15 protein-coding genes are annotated in these 19,016 nt (G+C 73.9%); 6 read left to right on the forward strand and 9 right to left on the reverse strand.

Translation table 11 applies throughout. The features are described from left to right. Nucleotides 1–13 precede the first annotated feature (13 nt). Together VSR01_RS03370 and VSR01_RS03375 are read right to left on the reverse strand one after the other, a co-directional pair. Nucleotides 14–1,798: an ABC transporter ATP-binding protein gene (locus VSR01_RS03370; protein WP_326447789.1), complete on the reverse strand. Its 1,785-nt coding sequence runs from the start codon at nt 1,796–1,798 to the stop codon at nt 14–16. Further along, nucleotides 1,795–3,636, reverse strand: a complete 1,842-nt coding sequence (locus VSR01_RS03375; protein ID WP_326447790.1) for an ABC transporter ATP-binding protein — start codon at nt 3,634–3,636, stop codon at nt 1,795–1,797. The genes VSR01_RS03370 and VSR01_RS03375 overlap by 4 nt, the downstream gene beginning before the upstream one ends. A 373-nt stretch (nt 3,637–4,009) precedes the next feature. Between VSR01_RS03375 and VSR01_RS03380 the strand changes: the two genes are divergently transcribed. Further along, nucleotides 4,010–4,834, forward strand: coding sequence for an NAD-dependent epimerase/dehydratase family protein (locus VSR01_RS03380; protein ID WP_326447791.1), 825 nt, complete (start codon nt 4,010–4,012; stop codon nt 4,832–4,834). Nucleotides 4,835–4,903: 69 nt separating this feature from the next. Here the strand turns inward: VSR01_RS03380 and VSR01_RS03385 are convergent, their stop codons facing one another. Further along, nucleotides 4,904–6,157 (reverse strand): cytochrome P450 family protein, encoded by a 1,254-nt coding sequence (locus tag VSR01_RS03385; RefSeq protein ID WP_326447792.1) that lies wholly within the window; start codon nt 6,155–6,157, stop codon nt 4,904–4,906. Between the two features lie 237 nt (nt 6,158–6,394). Here VSR01_RS03385 and VSR01_RS03390 point away from each other — a divergent pair, with 237 nt between their 5' ends. Both VSR01_RS03390 and VSR01_RS03395 read left to right on the forward strand, forming a co-directional pair. Beyond that, entirely contained in the window at nt 6,395–6,745 is a 351-nt protein-coding gene (locus tag VSR01_RS03390) for a YciI family protein (RefSeq protein WP_326447793.1), read from the forward strand. A gap of 10 nt (nt 6,746–6,755) precedes the next feature. After that, nucleotides 6,756–8,000: an RNA polymerase sigma factor gene (locus VSR01_RS03395; protein WP_326447794.1), complete on the forward strand. Its 1,245-nt coding sequence runs from the start codon at nt 6,756–6,758 to the stop codon at nt 7,998–8,000. Nucleotides 8,001–8,026: 26 nt separating this feature from the next. Here VSR01_RS03395 and VSR01_RS03400 read toward each other — a convergent pair whose 3' ends face one another. The 3 genes from VSR01_RS03400 to VSR01_RS03410 form a co-directional block, all read right to left on the reverse strand. Then, the gene (locus tag VSR01_RS03400; RefSeq protein WP_326453479.1) at nt 8,027–8,419 is read right to left on the reverse strand and encodes a hypothetical protein; all 393 of its coding nucleotides are present in this window, start codon (nt 8,417–8,419) and stop codon (nt 8,027–8,029) included. Then, the gene (locus tag VSR01_RS03405; protein ID WP_326447795.1) at nt 8,347–9,204 is read right to left on the reverse strand and encodes an acyl-CoA dehydrogenase family protein; all 858 of its coding nucleotides are present in this window, start codon (nt 9,202–9,204) and stop codon (nt 8,347–8,349) included. The genes VSR01_RS03400 and VSR01_RS03405 overlap by 73 nt, the downstream gene beginning before the upstream one ends. Before the next feature lie 96 nt (nt 9,205–9,300). Next, on the reverse strand, nt 9,301–10,467 hold the full coding sequence (locus VSR01_RS03410) for an epoxide hydrolase family protein (RefSeq protein WP_326447796.1): 1,167 nt from the start codon (nt 10,465–10,467) through the stop codon (nt 9,301–9,303). A 251-nt stretch (nt 10,468–10,718) separates the two neighbouring features. Here VSR01_RS03410 and VSR01_RS03415 point away from each other — a divergent pair, with 251 nt between their 5' ends. Beyond that, nucleotides 10,719–12,041, forward strand: a complete 1,323-nt coding sequence (locus tag VSR01_RS03415; RefSeq protein WP_326447797.1) for an FAD-dependent oxidoreductase — start codon at nt 10,719–10,721, stop codon at nt 12,039–12,041. Nucleotides 12,042–12,243: 202 nt separating this feature from the next. Here the strand turns inward: VSR01_RS03415 and VSR01_RS03420 are convergent, their stop codons facing one another. Continuing rightward, entirely contained in the window at nt 12,244–13,425 is a 1,182-nt protein-coding gene (locus VSR01_RS03420; protein WP_326447798.1) for an acyl-CoA dehydrogenase family protein, read from the reverse strand. Between the two features lie 1,904 nt (nt 13,426–15,329). Between VSR01_RS03420 and VSR01_RS03425 the strand changes: the two genes are divergently transcribed. Both VSR01_RS03425 and VSR01_RS03430 read left to right on the forward strand, forming a co-directional pair. Beyond that, on the forward strand, nt 15,330–16,355 hold the full coding sequence (locus VSR01_RS03425; RefSeq protein WP_326447799.1) for an alpha/beta hydrolase: 1,026 nt from the start codon (nt 15,330–15,332) through the stop codon (nt 16,353–16,355). 132 nt (nt 16,356–16,487) lie between these two features. After that, the gene (locus VSR01_RS03430) at nt 16,488–17,252 is read left to right on the forward strand and encodes an MgtC/SapB family protein (protein WP_326447800.1); all 765 of its coding nucleotides are present in this window, start codon (nt 16,488–16,490) and stop codon (nt 17,250–17,252) included. A gap of 55 nt (nt 17,253–17,307) precedes the next feature. Here VSR01_RS03430 and VSR01_RS03435 read toward each other — a convergent pair whose 3' ends face one another. Together VSR01_RS03435 and VSR01_RS03440 are read right to left on the reverse strand one after the other, a co-directional pair. After that, nucleotides 17,308–18,003, reverse strand: a complete 696-nt coding sequence (locus VSR01_RS03435) for a heme oxygenase (biliverdin-producing) (protein ID WP_442785638.1) — start codon at nt 18,001–18,003, stop codon at nt 17,308–17,310. 29 nt (nt 18,004–18,032) lie between these two features. After that, nucleotides 18,033–18,791 (reverse strand): DUF2470 domain-containing protein, encoded by a 759-nt coding sequence (locus tag VSR01_RS03440; RefSeq protein ID WP_326447802.1) that lies wholly within the window; start codon nt 18,789–18,791, stop codon nt 18,033–18,035. Between the last annotated feature and the right edge of the window lie 225 nt (nt 18,792–19,016).

Consider the following 19,016-nt stretch of genomic DNA (forward strand, 5'->3'; position numbering starts at 1 on the left):
GTGCAGCGGGCGCTCAGCGGTACGCCTCCGCCTGGATGGCGAACATCTCGGCGTATGTGCCGCCCGCGGCCATCAGCGCCTCGTGGTCGCCGACCTCCAGCAGCCGGCCGTCGCCGACCACGACGATGACGTCGGCCATCCGCACGGTGGAGAACCGGTGCGAGATCAGCACGGTGACCGCGCCCGACTCGGCGCCGGCCTGTTTGGCGCGCTCGGCGTACTTCAGGAACAGGTCGTGCTCGGCCTGCGCGTCGAGCGCGGAGGTCGGCTCGTCCAGCACCAGGAGCAGCGGGTCGTCGCGCATCATCGCCCGGGCCAGCGCGAGCTTCTGCCACTGGCCGCCGGACAGTTCCGCGCCGTCCGCCCATGAGGTGCCCAGCTGGGTGGCCAGGCCCTCCTCCAGCCGGTCCACCACGCCCTCGGCACTGGACCGGCCGAGCGCGGTGCGGACCGCCGACTCGTCCTCGACGCGGGGCACGTCGCCGACCCCGACCGCTTCCAGCGCCCGGATCTCGTACCGCACGAAGTCCTGGAAGCCGGCGGCGATCCGGCGGCGCCAGTCCTCGATCGGCATCCGCTGGAGGTCGGTGCCGTCCACCAGGATGCGGCCGCTGGACGGGCGGTAGAACCCGCACAGCAGCTTGACCAGCGTGGACTTGCCCGCGCCGTTCTCGCCGACGATCGCCACGGTGCTGCCGGCGGCCAGCGTCAGGTCGACGTCCGCGAGCGCCTCGCCCGGGCTGTCGGGGTAGCGGAAGCCGACCCCTTCCAGGCGGATGCCGTCGCGCAGCCGCTGGGGGGCCGGCCGGTCGGCGGGGACCCGGCCGGTCTCGTCGACGGCCGCCCGCAGCAGCTCGATCCGGCGGAACGCGCCGGCCATCCGCTGCAGGTTCTGCAGGAAGGTCACCGCCGCCGTCACCTGGCCGTTGACCTGCGTGGCCAGCGCGATCACCAGCACCACGTCGCCGACGCTGCGGTGGCCGGAGATCGCGCCGCGCACCACGATCAGCACCGCCCCGACGTAGGTCAGGCCGAAGAAGACCTGGCCGGCCGCGCGCAGGGCCATCGCCCGGAGGTGTGCGCGGGCCAGGCCGCGGGTGCCGGTCCGCCACAGCTCGGCGTGCCGCCTGCGCAGTTCCGGTCCGACGCCGAAGACCCGCAGCTCGCCGGCGTACCGGGCGGTGGTGGTGAGCTGGAAGAGGTTGAGGGCCAGCCGGGTGGGCTCGGCGACCGTGGTCTTCGCCCGGTCCAGCACCCGTTCGGCCAGTCGGCCGGTGGCCAGCGGCACCAGCGCGGCGACCGGCAGCAACAGCAGCAGCGGGCTCTGCTGGGCGAGGATCACCGAGCCGAACACGATGGACAGCAGCAGCCCGACGCCGTTGAGCAGCGCCTCCAGGCTCATCCGGAGCTGGCCGCTCTCCTCGTACAGCACCGACAGCGTGTCCGCGTGCTCGGCGCGTTCGTGGTGCTCGATGCCCGGGGAGCCGTTGGAGATCCGCAGCAGCGTCTCGTGGAAGTCCAGTTCGGCCAGCTCGGACAGCTCGAAGTACGCGATGGGCCCGAAGTGCCCGAAGGCCAGGGCGAGCACGGCGAACAGGGCGACGAGCACCCCGGTCGCGGCCGCCTCACCGTCGCGGCCGTCCATCATCGCGTCGGTCATCCGGCCGAGCGTGACCGCGAGCAGCGGGGTGGACAGGGTGAAGGCGAGCATCAGCGCGACGGCCACCGAGAACTTGCGCTTGTCGGTGCGCCAGCCGATGGCGGTCAGCGTGCGCGCGCAACTGACGATCTCTCTCACAGCAGCACCTCGTCCGGCTCGTCGGTGGCGTTCTCGGCGTCGTCCCCGTCGTCCCCGTCGTCCCCGTCGAGGTCGGCGGGGTCGCCGTCGCCGGTGAAGCGGTCGGCCTGGAGCCGGAACAGCTCGGCGTAGCGACCGCCGAGTGCCAGCAGTTCCTCGTGGCTGCCCTGCTCGCTGATCCTGCCGTGCTCCAGCACGACGATCCGGTCGGCGTGCCGGACGGTGGAGAAGCGGTGGGAGATCAGCAGCGTGGTCGCGCCGCGGGTCAGCTCGGCGAACCGGTCGAAGAAGCGGGCCTCCGCGCGGGCGTCCAGGCTGGCGGTCGGCTCGTCGAGCACCACCACCGGCGAGCCGTGCCGCAGCGCGAACACCGCCCGGGCCAGCGCCACCCGCTGCCACTGGCCGCCGGACAGCCCGGCGCCACCGCTCAGGTGCGGGGCGAGCGGGGTGTCCATGCCGCGCGGCAGCGCGTCCAGCGCGGGGGCGACGCCCATCGCCTCGATCGCGTCGCGCACCCCGGCGCGGTCGTCCGCCGAGGCCACCGAGCCCAGCGCGACGTTGTCGGCGGCCGAGAGCTGGTAGCGCAGGTAGTCCTGGAAGATCACCGCCAGCCGGCGGCGCCAGGACTCCAGGTCGTACGAGCGGATGTCGGCGCCGTCCAGCAGCACCGCGCCGGAGTCCGGTTCGTAGAGCCGGGCCAGCAGCTTGACCAGGGTGGTCTTGCCGGCGCCGTTGACCCCCACGATGGCGGTGCACTTTCCGGCCTCGATGGTCAGGTCGAGGCCGTCCAGGACCGGCCGGTCGGTGCCGGGGTAGCGGAAGCTGACCTTCTCGAAGCGGACGTCGTGTTCGGGGACGGGCGCCGTGGCGGCCTGCTCCGGCCGCAGCTCGGCGCTGGTGACGTCGTGCTCGACATGCGCGGCGAACCGCCGCACCGCCCCGTAGGTCACGCTGCCGATCGCGGTCTGCAGATCGGCCTCGGGGTAGAACTCCGAGAGCCGCAGCGCGCCGATCGCCGACTGCATCACCATGGCGAACTCGGTGAGGGTCAGCGCGCCGTGCGCGTCGGACCCGATGTACCCGAACAGCGCCCCGCACACCAGCAGTCCGAAGACGAAGACGAAGATGCCGGGCCACAGGTAGATGCGGCGGCGCTCCCGCCACATCGGGGTGAACCAGTCCTGGTACGCCCCGCGCATCTGGCCACCGGTCCAGTCCGACAGCCCGAACACCCGGATCTCCTTGCCGGCGTCGGCCTGCACCGCGAGGTGGCGCATGTACTCGACCTTGTTCTCGTGGCCGTTGAGGTCGAACCGGGCCTGGACGTAGCGGCGCAGCCCGCCGCGCTCGCCGACGCGGAAACCGGCCACGGCCAGGGCCACCACGATCCCGGCCGGCCAGGAGAAGGCGATCGCGATCACCAGGCTGTAGCCGAGCAGTTGTCCGTAGCGGGCGATCAGCGCCAGCGTGCCCGCCGTGCCGGTGCCGGGGCTCCAGAACTGCAGGCCGAACTCCAGCTCGCGCGCGGCGAACCGCAGGTCGGCGACCACCTGCTCGTCCTCCAGCGAGGTCACGTGGGCACTGCGCGTGGCCGCCTCCATCAGCTCCTCGATGACCGTGCCGTCGACGGTGCGGGAGAGCAGCACGCCCAGGGAGGTCTGCACGACCGCGAGGATCTGCTGGGCCACGAAGATCGCGGCGGCGGCGAGGAAGACGGGGACCAGATCGTGCCACTGCGAGGAGTGCAGCCCGCCCGCGACCGCGGCCGGCACCTTGCCGAGCACGACGCTGGTGGTGACGACGAAGGCGACCGGCAGCGCGGCGAGCGCCACGTTCACCAGTGCGAGCCCGCCGACCAGGGCAGGGCCGCCCCGGGAAGCAGCCGCACGATGTGCCATCGTGCGGCCGCCAGTTCCCTGAGCCTGCTGGGCATGCGACGACCTCCTGATAGGGAGCGGCGGTGCTGCGATCTGCCGGGAGCCCGTTTCCGGTCTCCACCCCTACGACGAACGGGGACGCGGCCGAATCGACAACACCGCGGCCGAATTCCCGCGTATGGGCGCGCCGCCGGTCCACCGCGGCGTACGGCAGCGCCGGAGAAGCCGGGCGGTGCGGCGGCGGCCGATGATGCGGAGGACCGGGCCGTGCCCGGCTGCCCCAGCCGACCGGACATCCCGCCCGGCCGTACCCGTCCGAAGGAGGGGAAGAGCGATGACGAGCGTCCTGGTCATCGGCGCCACCGGCTACTCAGGCGCCTATGTGGCCGCGGCCTTCGCCGAGGCCGGTCACCAGGTCTCGGCCCTGCAGCGGCCCGGCGGCCGCACCGTCCCCGACCGGTACCCCGCGGTGCCGGGCGACCTTTCCGACCCGGCCTCGCTGACCGCCGCGGCCCGCGGCTTCGACCTCGTGGTGCAGATCGGCCGCATCGAGGGCGACATCGAGCGGGAGGGCGCGAGGGCCCTGCTGGACTCCGGCGCCCGGCTGATCCACACCTCGGGCGCGGACGTGCTCGGGTCCGGCGAGGTCGCCGAGGACGACGACCCCAAGCCGCCGCCGATCGTCGGCTGGCGGGCCGAGGTGGAGCGCGCGGTGCTGGCCGGCGGAGGCGTCGTGGTCCGGCCCGGGCTGATCTACGGCAACCGCGGCGGCGTGGTGCAGGACATGTTCGTGCCGCTGGCGAACCGGATCGGCGCCGGGGTCTACGTCGGCGCGCCCGGCGTGCGCTGGGCGGCGGTGCACGTGGAGGACCTGGCGCGGCTGTATCTGGAGGTGGCGGCGAAGGCGGCCCCCGGCACCGCGTGGAACGGCGTCAGCGAGACCGTCACCGTCGACCGGCTCGCCGCGGCGGTGGGCGGCGGCGTCGCCGTGTCCTGGCCGGAGGACGCCCCGGTGCCGCCGGAGATCGGCCTGATCGGCCCGCTGATGCGCTTCGACCAGGAGGTCAGCTCGGAGAAGACGCGGCGTGAGATGGGCTGGAAACCGCTGCACGAGTCGATCGCCGACCACTACCTGCGCGAGCGCACAGCCGCCCGCTGACCGGTGTGACGCACGAGCGCGGCGCCCGTCCCGCACGGCCGGGACGGGCGCCGCGGTGTGCCGGCCCGGTCAGGCGGCCGGCACGGGAACGGCCGCCACGGGAGCGGCCGACACCAGCACGGGCACCTCACGGTGGCCGTTCATGATGAAGGTGCCCTGGGGCTCCAGCTCCCCGACGTCGACCGCCATCCGCAGGTCGGGGAACCGCTCGAACAGCGCCGGCAGCGCGATCGCGGCCTGGAGCGTGGCCAGCGGCATGCCCAGACAGCGGTGCGGGCCGTAGCCGAAGCCGAGGTTGGTCTTGTCCGCGCGGGTGATGTCGAACTCGCCCGCGGTCTCGCCGTGCAGCTCCGGGTCACGGCCGATGGCCGAGTAGCCGATCAGCACCAGGTCGCCCTTGGCGACGGTGACGCCGCCGATCTCGACGTCCTCGGTGGCGTAGCGGAACGGCAGCTGCGCCACCGCCCCCTCCTTGCGGACCGTCTCCTGGAACACCGCGTCCCAGCCGTAGCGGCCGGTGCGCACCAGCTCCAGCTGGTCCGGGTGGGTCAGCAGGTCCAGCACGGCGTGCGCCAGCACGTTGGACACCGTCTCGGTGCCGGCGCCGAACATGAGGTGCAGGGTGCCGACCGTCTCCTCGTCGGTCAGCGGAGTGTCGCCCTCCTCGCGCGCCGAGATCAGCGTCGTCGTCAGGTCGTCGCCCGGCTCGCGCCGCTTGGTCTCCACCAGGTCGGTCATCGCCGACTGCCACTGGTGCAGGTTCGCCTCCGCCTGCTCGGCGCTGTTGGTGGTCTTGCTGTTGACCACCGAGCCCTGGAGCACGCCGGCCCGCGCGGACTCCGGAACCCCGAACAGGTCGCAGATCACCGTCGCGGCGAGCGGGTAGAAGTAGCGGGACTTGACGTCGACCGGCTCGCCGGCCGGGGTGGCGGCGATGTCGTCGAGCAGCCGGGCGACGATCTTCTCGATCATCGGCCGGGCCTTCTCCACCTGCCGGGTCGTGAAGGCGTGCGAGACCAGCTTGCGCAGCCGGTCGTGGTCGGCGCCGTCATGGGTGTTCATGTTGTCCATGACGACCCAGGTGATGAGTTCCCAGTCGGGCGGCACTTCACCGTTGATGAATGCGGGCCAGTGCTCTCGGGCGTTCTTCGCGAAACGCGGGTCCACCAGAACGCTCTTGGCGATCTCGTAATTCGTGATCGACCAGGCGTGGAATCCTCCCGGGACCTCCACCAGGGTGACCGGGCCCTGGGCCCGGATGCGTTCGCCCTCGGCGTGTACATCCTGACCGGTGCGGTCAAGGACGATCGGGCACTTGCCCATGTGCGCCTCCACACGGATTCGGCAGTGTTTTCGGGTGCGCGTACCGAAAGCATAGGAATAGGCGATGTCGCGGCTTTCTCCCTCCTTGCCGTCTATCGGGCGATGCCTGCGGAAACGGGCTGTCGGCCGGGGTACGACAGTTCCGGACTTGTGCTGCCCGCCGATGCGCGGAAGAGTTCTCGTGAGCGCCGCCGCCCCGCCGGGCGGCACCGACGGGGAAGGACGAACGGACCGACCATGCCGCAGTACCTGCTGCTCATCCATGACAACGAGGCCGACTGGGACGCCGCCGACGAGGCCGAGCACCGCGCCCTGGACGAGGCGCACGAGGTCTTCAACCGCGAGCACGCCGATGTCATCGTGGCCAGCGCCCACCTGCAGCCGACGTCGACCGCCACGGTGGTCAGGGAGGACGGCCGGGGCGGGCACCTGGTGACCGACGGCGCGTACGCCGAGACCAAGGAGGCGCTCGGCGGTTACTACATCATCGACGTCCCCGACCTCGACGCGGCGCTCGCGGTCGCCAAGCGGCTGCCGTTCTTCGGCAAGGTCGGCGACGCGGCCGTCGAGGTGCGGCCGCTGTACTGAGGGCCCGTCGTTGACCACGGGGAGGCGGGCGAGCGTCGCCGAGGCCGTCGCGGAGGCGCACCGCAAGCAGTGGGCCCTGGTGCTCGCCGCGACGGTACGGGTCACCCGCGACCTGGACCTGGCCGAGGAGTGCGTCCAGGACGCCTATGCCAAGGCCCTGGTGGCGTGGGGCGACACCGGCATCCCGGACCGGCCGGGCGCGTGGCTGACCACCACCGCGCGCAACCGCGCCGTCGACATGATCCGCCGCGAGGCGTTCCTGCGCACCACGATCCCGCTGCTGGCGGGGGACGAGGCGGGCTACGACCCGCAGGACGGCGAGGACATCCCGGACGAGCGGCTGCGGCTGATCTTCACCTGCTGCCATCCCGCGCTGGCCCCGCAGTCGCAGGTGGCGCTGACGCTGCGGCTGGTGTGCGGGCTGACCACCGCGCAGATCGCCCGGGCGTTCCTGGTCGGCGAGGCCACGATGGCGGCCCGGATCACCCGCGCGAAGAAGAAGATCGCCGCGGCCCGGATACCGTACGTGATCCCGGACTCGGAGGAGCTGCCCGAGCGGATCGACGCCGTGCTGACCGTGGTCGACCTGCTGTTCACCACCGGGCACGTGGCGCCGAGCGGTCCGGACCTGGTGCACGCGGACGTCATCTCCCGCGCCACCGACCTGGCCCGCACGCTGCGCGAACTGCTGCCCGGCGACGCGGAGGTGGCGGGCCTGCTGGCGCTGATCCTGCTCACCGACGCCCGCCGCGCGGCCCGGCTGGACACCTCCGGGGCGCCGGTGCTGCTGGCCGACCAGGACCGGGCCCGCTGGGACCGCGCGGCGATCGCCGAGGGGCTGGTGCTGGTGCGCAGGGCGCTGCGCCGCCGCCCGCCCGGCCGGTTCGGGCTGCGCGCGGCCATCGCGGCCGTGCACGCCGAGGCGCCGTCCTGGGAGGCCACCGACTGGCAGGAGATCGTGGGGCTCTACGACCTGCTGATCAGGCGCTGGCCGACCCCGGTGACCGCCCTCAACCGCGCGGTCGCCATCGGCTTCGCCCGCGGCCCCGAGGCGGGCCTGACCGCGCTGGCGGAGCTGGCCGACGCACCGCAGCTGGCCGGGTACCCCTACGGCGCCGTGGCGCGCGGGGAGTTCCTCCGCCGGCTGGGCCGCACCGCCGAGGCCAGGTCCGCGTTCGAGGAAGCGCTGAAGACCACGGAGAATATGGTCGAGCGCGATTCGCTGCGCGCCCGGATCGCCGAACTGGACGGCTGACCCGGGCGTTCGGCCCACCCGGGCAATCACACGAAGAACGAGTTGGGCTCCAGACCGCTCAGCACCCGGCCGTACAGCTCCAGGTTGGTGCTCGGCAGGTTCATCGCGTGGATGGTGACCGCCTGGACGTCCCGGCGGAAGCGCTGGATCGGGCGGTTCGCGAAGATCGACGACGCGCCGCTCGCCGAGGCGAGCAGCTCGACCGCCTCGGAGGCCAGCTGGCACACCCGGCCGACCGCCACCCGGGCGTACGCGCGCTCCTGGAGCGACCACGGTTCGCCGCTCAGCGCCTTGTCGTCGACCATGGCGGCGATCTTGCGGGCGTGGAACTCCGCCTCGTCGGTCTTCAACGCGGCCTCGCCCGCCTGCAGATGGGTGATGGGGGCGTCGGCCTGCCGCTCGTAGTCGGTGTTGGTGATGGGCCTGCGGCGATCAGCTCCTGGAACTCCTCGGCCGCGCCGCGCGCCATGCCCACCAGCTTTCCGCAGGTCGCGGCGGACACCGCGGCGACCATCGGGACGCGGAACATCGGCGAGGCGGCGTTGAGCCGGGAGGCGTACTGCTGCTGGAGCAGCGACGGGATCGGGATGTACCAGCCCGCCGGGACGAAGACGTCCCGCGCGGTCACGGTGACGCTGCCGGTGCCCTTCAGCCCCGCGACGTCCCAGTCCTCGACCGTGCGCATCGCGCTCATCGGCGCGACCGCCATCACCGGCAGCGGCCCTTCGGGCGTCGGCAGGATCGCCGAGAGCAGCTTCCACCTGCTGTGCGCCGCACCGCTGTTGAACGCCCAGGAGCCGTTGACCACGATCCCGCCGTCGGCCGGCTCGGCGGTGGCGGTGGGCGCGAACGTCCCGCAGATCCGCACGTCCGGGTCGGCGAACACCTCGTCCTGGACCTCGTCGGGCAGCAGTCCGACGTTCCAGGACATGATCCACCAGGCGACCACGTCGAAGGCCGTCGAGCCGTCCGCCCGGCCCAGTTCGATGCTCACGTCCACCAGCGTGGAGGTGTCGCACTCGAAGCCGCCGTAGCGGGCCGGCACCCGCATCCGGAAGATGCCGGCGTCGGTGAGCGCGCGCACGCTCTCGTCGGCCAGCCGGCCGTTGCGCTCGCCCCACTCGGCGTGGGCGCGCAGCACCGGCAGCAGCGCGGCTGCCCGCGCCTGCCACTCGGCCCGGTCGGGCCTCACCTCTGTCTCCACGGCGTTCCTCCTCGGTCCGTGCGGTCGGTCGGGTACGTCCTGCGGGGCTTGCGGTCGTCGGCGCCGCCGCGGCGGCCGGGCTCGGGCGCGCCGGGCTCAGGCCCGCCGGCGCAGCGCCGCGGCGAACGAGCGCAGGTCGGCCACCAGCAGGTCCGGCTGCTCCATGGCGGCGAAGTGGCCGCCGCGGTCGAACTCGTTCCACTGCACGATGTTGCTGAAGGCGCGCTCGGCGAACCGGCGGATCGGCTGGGCGGGGTCGCGCGGGAAGACCGCGACCGCCAGTGGCGTGGGCAGCGCGGGCGGCGGCGGGGGCAGGTTCGGCGCGGTCGGCAGCAGCGGCGCGTTGTCGTAGTACAGGTGGGCGGAGGAGGCGCCGCTGCCGGTGAACCAGTAGAGGCTGGCGTTGGTGAGCAGGCGGTCGCGGTCCACCGCGTCCTCCGGGACCTTCTGGACGTCCGCCCACTCGTGGAACTTCTCCATGATCCAGGCGAGTTGGCCGACCGGTGAGTCGTTCAGCGCGTAGCCCAGCGTCTGCGGCCTGGTCGCCTGCACCTTCATGTACGCGGACATGTCGTCGCCGAACAGCTGGAGCAGCCCGAGCCGGCGCAGCTCCACGTCGCTGAGGCCGATCAGGTCCTGCGGGTCGCTGCCGGGCAGCGTGATGAGGAAGTTCAGGTGCAGCCCCGCGACATGCTCGAAGTCCAGTCCGGCCAGGATCTGTCCGACCCAGGTGCCCAGGTCGCCGCCCTGCACGAGATAGCGTTCGTAGCCCTGCCGGCTCATCAGCTCCGCCCACGCGCCCGCCACCTTGTGGAAGCTCCAGCCGGGTCCGGACACCGGGTTGGAGAACCCGAAGCCGGGCAGGCTGGGGATCACCAGGTGGAACGCGTCGGCCGGGTCGCCGCCGTACCGGCGCGGATCGGTCAGCGGTCCGATGACGTCGGTGAACTCCACGAACGAGCCGGGCCAGCCGTGCGTCATGATCATCGGAGTGGCGTCCGGCTCGGGCGACCGCACGTGCAGGAAGTGGATCGGCGTGCCGGCGATCTCGGTGACGAACTGCGGGAACGCGTTCAGCCGGGCCTCCGCGGCCCGCCAGTCGAACTCCGTGCGCCAGTACTCGGCGAGTTCGCGCAGATAGTCCAGCGGGACCCCGCGCTCCCAGCCCGCGGCCGGCGACGCCGCCGTCCAGCGGGTGTCCGCCAGCCGCCGACGCAGATCGGCGAGGTCCGCCTCGGGAATGTCGATGCGAAAGGGCTTCATCGTGCCGTCCCTCCGAAGTCGCCTGCGCCTTCCGGCGCCCGGCTCACCTGCGAACCCATGACGACTTTATTGCCGGATTCGGCAGGCTCCGAACGTTCCGGGGAATCTCAGCACAGAGTGGGCTTTTTTGAAGAAACGGAAACAGCAATATGAAAGAAGTATTCCGGACATCTCTCCCTAGCGTGAAGAATGGGATGGTGTTCAGGGCCGTTCCGCACGTTCCGAACCCTTTGTGACGGAGAGGAACCATCGTGGAGAAAAAAGCAGATCGCGCGGTCGTCCTGGGCGCCGGCATCGCGGGGCTGCTCGCCGCCCGCGCACTGTCCGGACGCTACCGGCGGGTGACCCTGGTGGACCGGGACGATCTGCACGGCCCGGCCGAACCGCGCACGGCCGTCCCGCAGGGGCTCCACATCCACGCGCTGCTCGCCCGCGGCCAGCAGGCCCTGGAGGAGCTGTTCCCGGGCCTGACCGGCGAACTGGCCGCGGCCGGCGCGCCGGTCGGCGACTTCGGGGCCAATGTGAGCTGGTACTTCAGCGGCCGGATGATGCGGCGCACCAGCACGGGGCTGGTCTGCGTCGCGGCCGGGCGGCCGCTGCTGGAGCACACGATCAGGGCCAGGGTGCACGCGCTGCCGCAGGTCACCGTGCGCGACGGCACCGACGTGGTCGGTCTGGAGGCGCCGGACCCGTCCCGGATCACCGGGGTACGGGTCCGCAGCCGCCGGCCCGGCTCCCCCGAGGAGGTGCTGCCCGCCGACCTGGTGGTGGACGCCACCGGCCGGGGCTCGCGCACCCCGCGCCTGCTGGCCGAACTGGGCTACGGCACGGTCCGCCAGGAGCGCGTGGCGATGGATCTGACCTACACCACCTGCGACTTCGAGGGACCGCTCGACCCCGACCCGATCGGCGAGGACATCGCGCTGGTCGCGGTGGCCACGCCCGTCATGCCGCGCGGCGCGATCTTCGCCCGCCTGCCCGACCGCTACTCGCTGTCGCTCACCGGCCTCCTCGGCGACCGGCCGCCGACCGACCACGCCGGCTTCCTGGCCTATGCCGCCACGCTGCCGGTGCCGGAAATCCACCGGGCGGTCCGGAAGGCGGTCCCGCTCGGCGAGCCGGCCACCTTCCGCTTCCCGGCCAGCGTCCGCCGGCGCTACGAGGAACTCGACCGCCTGCCGGAGGGCCTGGTCGTGATCGGCGACGCCGCCTGCGTGTTCAACCCGGTCTACGCGCAGGGAATGTCGGTCGCCGCCATGGAGGCCCTGCTGCTGGCCCGGCAGGTGGCCGAAGGCCCGCTGTCGCCGCGGCGGTTCATGGCCGACGTGGCGGCGCTGACCGACGCGCCCTGGGAGATGGCCGTCGGCGCCGACCTGGGCTTCCCCGGCGTGCAGGGCCTGCGCACCGCGGACGTGCGGATGGGCAACAGCTACCTGCCGAAGCTCCAGGGCGCCGCCGCGGTCGACCCGGAGTTGTCCACGGCGTTCCTGCGCGCCGCCGGTCTGATCGACCCGCCGCAGGCCCTGCTGCGGCCGGAGACCATGGCGCGAGTGCTGAGCGCCCGCGCCGCCTGACCCGCGGGGCCCAGGCGCCTGGGCGCCTGGGCGCCTGGGCGCGCAGGGGGCCTGGGCGCGCAGGGGGCCTGGGCGCGCAGGGGGCCTGGGCGCGCAGGGGGCCGGAACCGCTCACCGCGGTTCCGGCCCCCTGCTCCTGGCGGATCCTCCGTGCGGTGCCCACGGGCCCGGCGGCCGGGGACGGCCGGCGGGCCCGGCTGCCTCAGATGAACGCCGAATTGGGCTCAAGCCCGCACAGCACCCGCCCGTACAGCTCGCGCGTGGCGCTCGGCAGGTGCAGCGAGTGGACGGTGATGGCCTGGAGGTTGCGGCGGATCCGCTGGATCAGCTGGTCGCTGTAGATCGACGACGCGCCGCTCGCCCCGGCCAGCAGGTTCACCGCCTCACTGGCCAGTTGCGGCACCCGGCCGCCCATGGCCCGCGCGTACGCCCGCTCGCGCAGCGTCCACTCCTCGCCGGTCTTGGCCTTCTCGTCGGCCATCGCGGCGATCCTGCGCGCGTGGAACTCGGCCTCGTCGACCTTCAACGACGCCTCGGCCAGCTGCAGATGGGTGATCGGGGCGTCGATCTGCCGCTCGTAGTCGGTGTTGGTGATCGGCCGCCCGGCGATCCTGGCGAGGAAGTCGTCGATCGCCGCGCGGGCCATGCCGACGCTCTTGCCGCCGGTGGAGGCGCCGACCGCCGTCACCAGCGGGGCCTGGAACATCGCCAGGCCCGCGTTGAGCTGCGAGTCGTACTCGCCCCGGGTGAAGGCCGGGATGCTCATGATCCGCGCGGTGGGCACGAAGACGTTCTCGGCCTCCACCGTGACGCTGCCGGTGCCGCGCAGTCCCGCCGAGTCCCAGTCGTCGAGCATCCGCAGCTGGGTCATCGGCACCACGGCCATCACCGGTTCCGGCTCGCCGTCCGCGGTGGGCCGCATCACCGACAGCAGCTTCCAGCTGCTGTGCGCGGCACCGCTGTTGAAGCGCCAGGTGCCGTTGACGACGGCGCCGCCGCTCTTGGGCTCGGCGGTGCCGCCGATCACCAGCGTCCCGCAGATCCGTGCGTCCGGATCGGCGAAGACCTCGTCCTGCGCCTCGTCGGAGAACAGCCCGACGTTCCAGGAGGTGATCCACCAGGTGGCCAGGCAGAACGCCACCGCGCCGTCGCCGCGGCCCAGTTCGATGCCCACGTCGACCAGCGTCGACCAGTCGGACTCGTAGCCGCCGTACCTGGCCGGCACCCGCAGCCGGAAGATCCCTGCGTCGGTGAGCGCCTGCACGGTCTCGTCGGCGAGACGCGCGTTGCGCTCCGACCAGTCGGCGTTGCGCCGCAGCACCGGGGCGAGGGCGGCAGCCCTCGCCACCACCTCGTCCCGGCCGGGCCTCACTTGGGTCTCCACGGATCGCCTCCTCGGTGCGCGCTCGGTGCGCGCATTCCGCCGGATCGCCTGCACTCGTCCCACGATGCGAAGCCTGACCGGCTTCCAGCTTCTCCGAGGGTGCCGTGGGCGATCCGGCGCACAGCCGCGCCGAGGCCGGCGTCGGCCGAGACGATCGACGCCGGCGCTCGACGGCACCCGGCGCCCCCGCGGGTGCCGTCCGGCCGGGGAGGCGGCCTCCGGGCCGGGGGAGGCGGCCCCCGGGCCGGGGCGGGGCCCGACGCCGGGCCGGGGCGGGGCCCGACGCCGGGCCGGGGCGGGGCCCGACGCCGGGCCGGCGACCTCCGGGCCAGGGCGGTCCGTCCGGCCGGGGCGGCAGCGTCCGGGGGTGCCGCCCGCCGGGACGACGGCGTCCACCGGGGCAGTGCCGCCCACCCGGGGGCGATGGCGTCCACCCGCGGCGGTGGCGTCCGTCCGGTTCCTGCGGCGGCTCTGCGGGCGGGACGGCCGGCGGTGCGGGCGAGGGTTTCCGGCCGTTTTCCGGTGTGGCCGACGAGGCGGGCGGCGATCGGGCGCCCGCAGGACGGAGCCGGCTCCGGGCGGCTTCCGGGACGGGGGGCGGCTCGGTGCCGGGGACCGGCGCGCACCGGCGGGGCGGGTAGGGCACGGTGCGTGCGGGACGCGAGCGCGCCGCGCGTGCGAAGGTGCGGCGTCCGCGCGGATGCCGCACCGGCCGTCTCCGGGTCGGGGCCGCGGGCGGGCGCTCCGCAGCGCCGTCGCAGCCGTCGCAGCCGCCGACACCGGTTGCCCGCGGCCCGGACCCGGCGCTGAACTGGGCAGACGCGGTCAGGGGTTCAGCCGGCGACGCCCGCGTACAGGAGTACGGTCCGGCGGCGGAACGGTCGGAGCGAGCCCGCCGCCGGGCGGCCGGCGATGTTCCTCGGTCTGCGGTCCGGCGCCATGCGGCGGCCTCGGCGCCGCGCCCGCACCGTCGCGGGGACGGCGGCGAGCGGAGCCGTACGCCACCGGCGCCACGGGAGCCGGCGGGGACGGGAGCAGCGGCGAGAGGGGGCATCGGCCGGACCCGTACGCCCGGCCCCGGGCCACGCCGGTCCCGGTGACCGCCCGACAACGCCTGTACACGACGGCCGAATCGTCTCCGTTCGCGGCCTCCGCCAGTACCGGCGCCGCCACGCCCGACACGCGACGGCGCGTCACGACGACGCCCCCGGCCCCTTCCCCTGCCCCCGCGCCTACCCCGCGCGCGGTCCGCCCGCACAGAAATGTCAGCGTTTCCACCCCTCGCGCCGGTCCCGCTCCCCCGCCGCGCGCTCCGGCGAGCACCGGCCGCCGCCCGGCGGTGCCACGCCCACCGTGGGGCTCCCGCACGGCGGTCCACCGCGTGCCCGGCGCACACGCCGAGCGCCGGCGCACCTCACGCCGCGCCGTCGCGCATGGCCGAGTCCTCCTCCTGACGCCCAGGACCCCCTCCCGCCACAGGGTCCCCGTCTCCTACCGTCAAAAGTCCCGACACAACTCCCTTCTCATCATCTCGCGTGATCAGTCGCCGAAGTCAAGACTCCGGCGCGGCGGTCCCGCACGCCTCCGCGCCCCCCGCTCCCGCACGAACACGCCGTGCACACTCCCCCACGTCGCCCGCCGTCCGGGCCCCTTCCGCCGCTCCCCCACCCCCCGCCTGCGCCGGCGTCCACCCGCACGCCGGACCGGCTCGCCCGCGGGCTCGCACCCCCGACCCGCACCCGGCTCACCCCTGACCACCCGACAGGAGTCCGCATGACCACGCACGCCACCGCCTCCTCCGCGCACGCCACCGCCCTCACCGCGGCGACCGTCGCCCCCGCCGCGGCCGTCCCCGCCGGGCGTCCCAGAAGGGCTGCGGGGATATGAGGCGGCACGCCGCAAGGGTGGCCGCCCTGCTCGCTGCCGTCGTGGCCGCGGCGACGGCCTGCACCGCCGCCACCGCGGCCGGCGGCCAGGCGGCGCACTGCCGCCCCACGACCTACCGGGTGACCGTCCCCGGCTCCGGGCCCGGGCAGTTGACGGGCGACCGCTGCGTGCCCGCCCACCCCAACGGCACCACCCTGCTGCTGGTGGCCGGCGGCGGCGAGAACGCGGACTACTGGAACATGCCGGGGTTCGCGTCCTACAGCCTGGTACGGGCCGCGGTCCGCTCCGGCTACACCACATTGGCGCTGGACCGGCTCGGCACGGGACGCTCCAGCATGCCGCGCAGCACCGCCGTCACGTACGCCGCGCACGTCCTAACCGTCCACCAGGTCGCGACGGCCCTGCGCCGGCAGGGCGCGGACCGGGTCGTCGGCGTGGGCCACAGCCTGGGCGCGGGTGTGCTGACCGGCGTCGCCGCGAGGTACCCGAAGGACATGACCGCGCTGGTGCTCACCGGCTACGGCTCCGCGGTCTCCGCGGTGACGCCGCAGCACAACAAGCTCTACCAGCGTCCCGCGGCCGACGTGGACTCCGCCAAGTGGGGGTCGCTGGACGACGGTTACGTCACCGTCGTGCCCTCCGGCGTCCCCGACGACGGCCTGCTCTACCTGCCGGGCGCCACCGAGGCCGCGCTCACCGCCGTCGAGACCCACCAGGGCACGCTGAGCAGGACCGAGCTGGCGACCCGCCCGCAGGGCCGGGCCGCCACCGCCCAGGGGGCCGCGCTCCGGCTGCCGCTGCTGCTGCTCGACGGCCGGTTCGACGAGCACTACTGCACCGTCAACGCACTCCACGAGCCGCCGCGGACCGGCCCGCGGTGCGCGACGGAGCAGGCGTTCGGTCAGTACGGCCGCGCCTTCTTCCCCCACGCGGACCTGACGACGGCCCTGGTCCCCGACGCCGGCCACGCGCTCGAACTGCAGACGAACGCGCCGGCGACCAACGACCGCGTCCTGGACTGGATCTCGGCCCATCCGACCTGACGGCGCACACGTGACGTGGCCGCGCCCACCGGAACCCGACCGCGCCCACCGGACGTGCCCGCGCGGGCGAACGGGACCGGGCGGACATACCGCCGCAACCGCCCCCGTCCGCCCGCGCGGTAGCGTGGCCGTATGCACGCCACGCAACCGGTCGCCTCCGTGCTCTGGGACCCGGGCGGCGGCCAGGGGCTGCGGCAGCTCGGCGAACTCGGGCTCGCGCTGCTGCTGTCGACGCTGATCGGGCTGGAGCGCGCGGTCCAGCAGAAGAGCGCGGGACTGCGCACGCACACCCTGGTCGGCGTCGGCGCCGCGCTGTTCATGGAGGTCTCGCAGCACGGCTTCGGCACGGTCCTGGGCCACCAGGGCGTCGTCCTGGACCCGTCGCGGGTGGCCGCCCAGGTCGTCAGCGGCATCGGCTTCATCGGCGGCGGACTGATCTTCGTACGGTGCGACGCGGTGCGCGGGCTGACCACCGCGGCGACGATCTGGCTGACCGCGGCGATCGGCATGGCCTGCGGCGGCGGGCTGGTGCTGCTCGCGGTCGCGGCGACCGCCGGGCACTTCCTGGTGGTACGGATCTTCCCGCTGGTCACCAGCAGGTTCCCGGCGGTGGCCGGGCCGGGCCAGACCGACCTGCAGATCGCGTACCAGGTCGGCGGCGGAGTGCTCGCCCGCATCCTGGAACGCTGCACCGGCGCGGGACTCCGGGTGGTCGCGCTGCGCGTCGAACGGGCGCCGTGGTCGGAGGCCGGCGAGGAACGGCCGGCCGCCGCGGGCGCGGCGCAGGTGCAGGTGTCGATCGAGGGCACCGGCGACGTCCCGGTCCTCGTCACGCACCTGGCGGAGATGTCCGGCGTGATAGGCGTGTGGTCGCCCGCGGGCGACGGCGACTACTGAGCCGCCGCCCCGGCGGGCAGGCCGCCCCGGGCACGCCGCGTGCCTGGGCCGCGGGTCAGGCGCTGAGCTGGAACAGCTCGCCCAGGCCGGCGAAGACCTCGGTGTTGAAGACGAACGCCCGCCGGCACTCCTCGACCACCCGCTGCCGCTCCTCCGCGTCCACGGTGAGCGCGTCCAGCAGGTGCCGGTACTCGCGCTTGAACGCCGCGGGGTTGTCGATGCCGTCGAAGACGTAGAACCGCACGCCGTCGCCCTTGCGGTCGAAGCCCCAGGTGCGCTCGGCGACGCCGCGGATCACCTGGCCGCCGGACAGGTCGCCGAGGTAGCGGGTGTAGTGGTGGGCGACGTAGCCGGCCGGCCAGGTCGCGGCGACCATGCCGATCCGCTCGGCGTAGCGCGCGGTGGCCGGCAGCGGCTCGGCCCGCTCCCGCCAGTCCCCGCCGAGCAGGTGCGCGAGGTCGCGTTCGAGCGCCGCGCCGCGCAGCAGCTCCGGCCGCAGGAAGGGTCCGACGACCGGGTCGCCGGCCAGCTCCCGCGCGCCGTCCTCCAGCGCGCGGTAGACGAACCACAACTGCTCGGTGTAGCGCGCGTAGGCCGCCACGCCGAGCCGGCCGCCCAGCATCTGGGACATGAAGGCGGAGTTCTCCGCCTCGGTGTGCCGGTCCTGGCTCGCCGCGCGCAGCTCGGCGGAGAAGGGCTGGTTCGACAAGGGGACCTCCTGCGTCGTGGACGTTCCCACCCTTCCCGACATCATGTCGGGAAAAACCTCGCGGGCTGCTCTCAGGCGGGCCGGCCGTGGCGGTCGGGGTGCGGGTGGCCGTACGGGCGGGCCTGCGGGCGGCCCTGCGGATGGGCGAGCAACGCGTGGATCTGGTGGCCGAGTTCGTCCGGGTCCGACAGGGGCCGGGGGAACGGCAGGCGCACGTCGCACTGCCGGCGGTGGTACTCCAGTCGCAGCACGATCCCGTAGCGGTCCAGGGCCAGGGGGGTCACTCGCGTGACGCCCATCAGGTGGCGGTCCTCCAGCAGCCGGGCCAGCGCCTCGACGTGCGCGCGGTGCCCCTCGGCCAGATGCAGCAACAGCCTGGCCTCGCAGGTCGCGACGGGGTCGGGCCGCGCGGCGAGCAGCGACCGGCGTTCGACCTCGGCGGGCTCGCGCCCGCCGGCCGTCAGCTGCGACCGGCGCACGTCGAGGTGGAGGCGCACCGTGTCGCCGGGCCCGGGCTCCAGGTCCGTCATCCGGACCGCGAGGCGCACCCTGGCGCGCACCCGGTCGCGGACCGGGACCGGCGCGAGGTCGGTCCACTCCAGCACCGCGGGGACCGGCGTCGGCGAGGCGCACAGCATCTCGCCGACGACGTGGCAGTCGGCGGGCACGCGCAGCCGGATGCCGTCGCCGAACTCGGCGGCGGCGCCGGCCATGATCTCCTCGCGCGCGCCGGCGGTGGTCACACTGAGCGAGCCGGACGCCGCGAGGATGCTGCGCACCCGCTCGGCGGGCGACGGCTCACAGCGGGCGGGGGACTTGACGACGCTCACACAGCCTCCAAGACTTAGGTAAGGCTCACCTTAGTTGGTGGATCGCGATCCCGCCAGCACCCCCGACCGCCCACGGCCCTCGCGTCGGCCGGCACGCGGGCCGACCCCAGGACCGTACGGCCGAATTCGTCATCGCCATTGACATAAACCTGCCACCCTCCTACGGTCGCCGTCGAAACGCTTCGACGCCGTTCGTCGAAGCGCTTCGACGACGCGTCGCCCGCC

Source organism: Actinacidiphila sp. DG2A-62 (genome assembly GCF_035825295.1).
Taxonomy (GTDB): domain Bacteria; phylum Actinomycetota; class Actinomycetes; order Streptomycetales; family Streptomycetaceae; genus Actinacidiphila.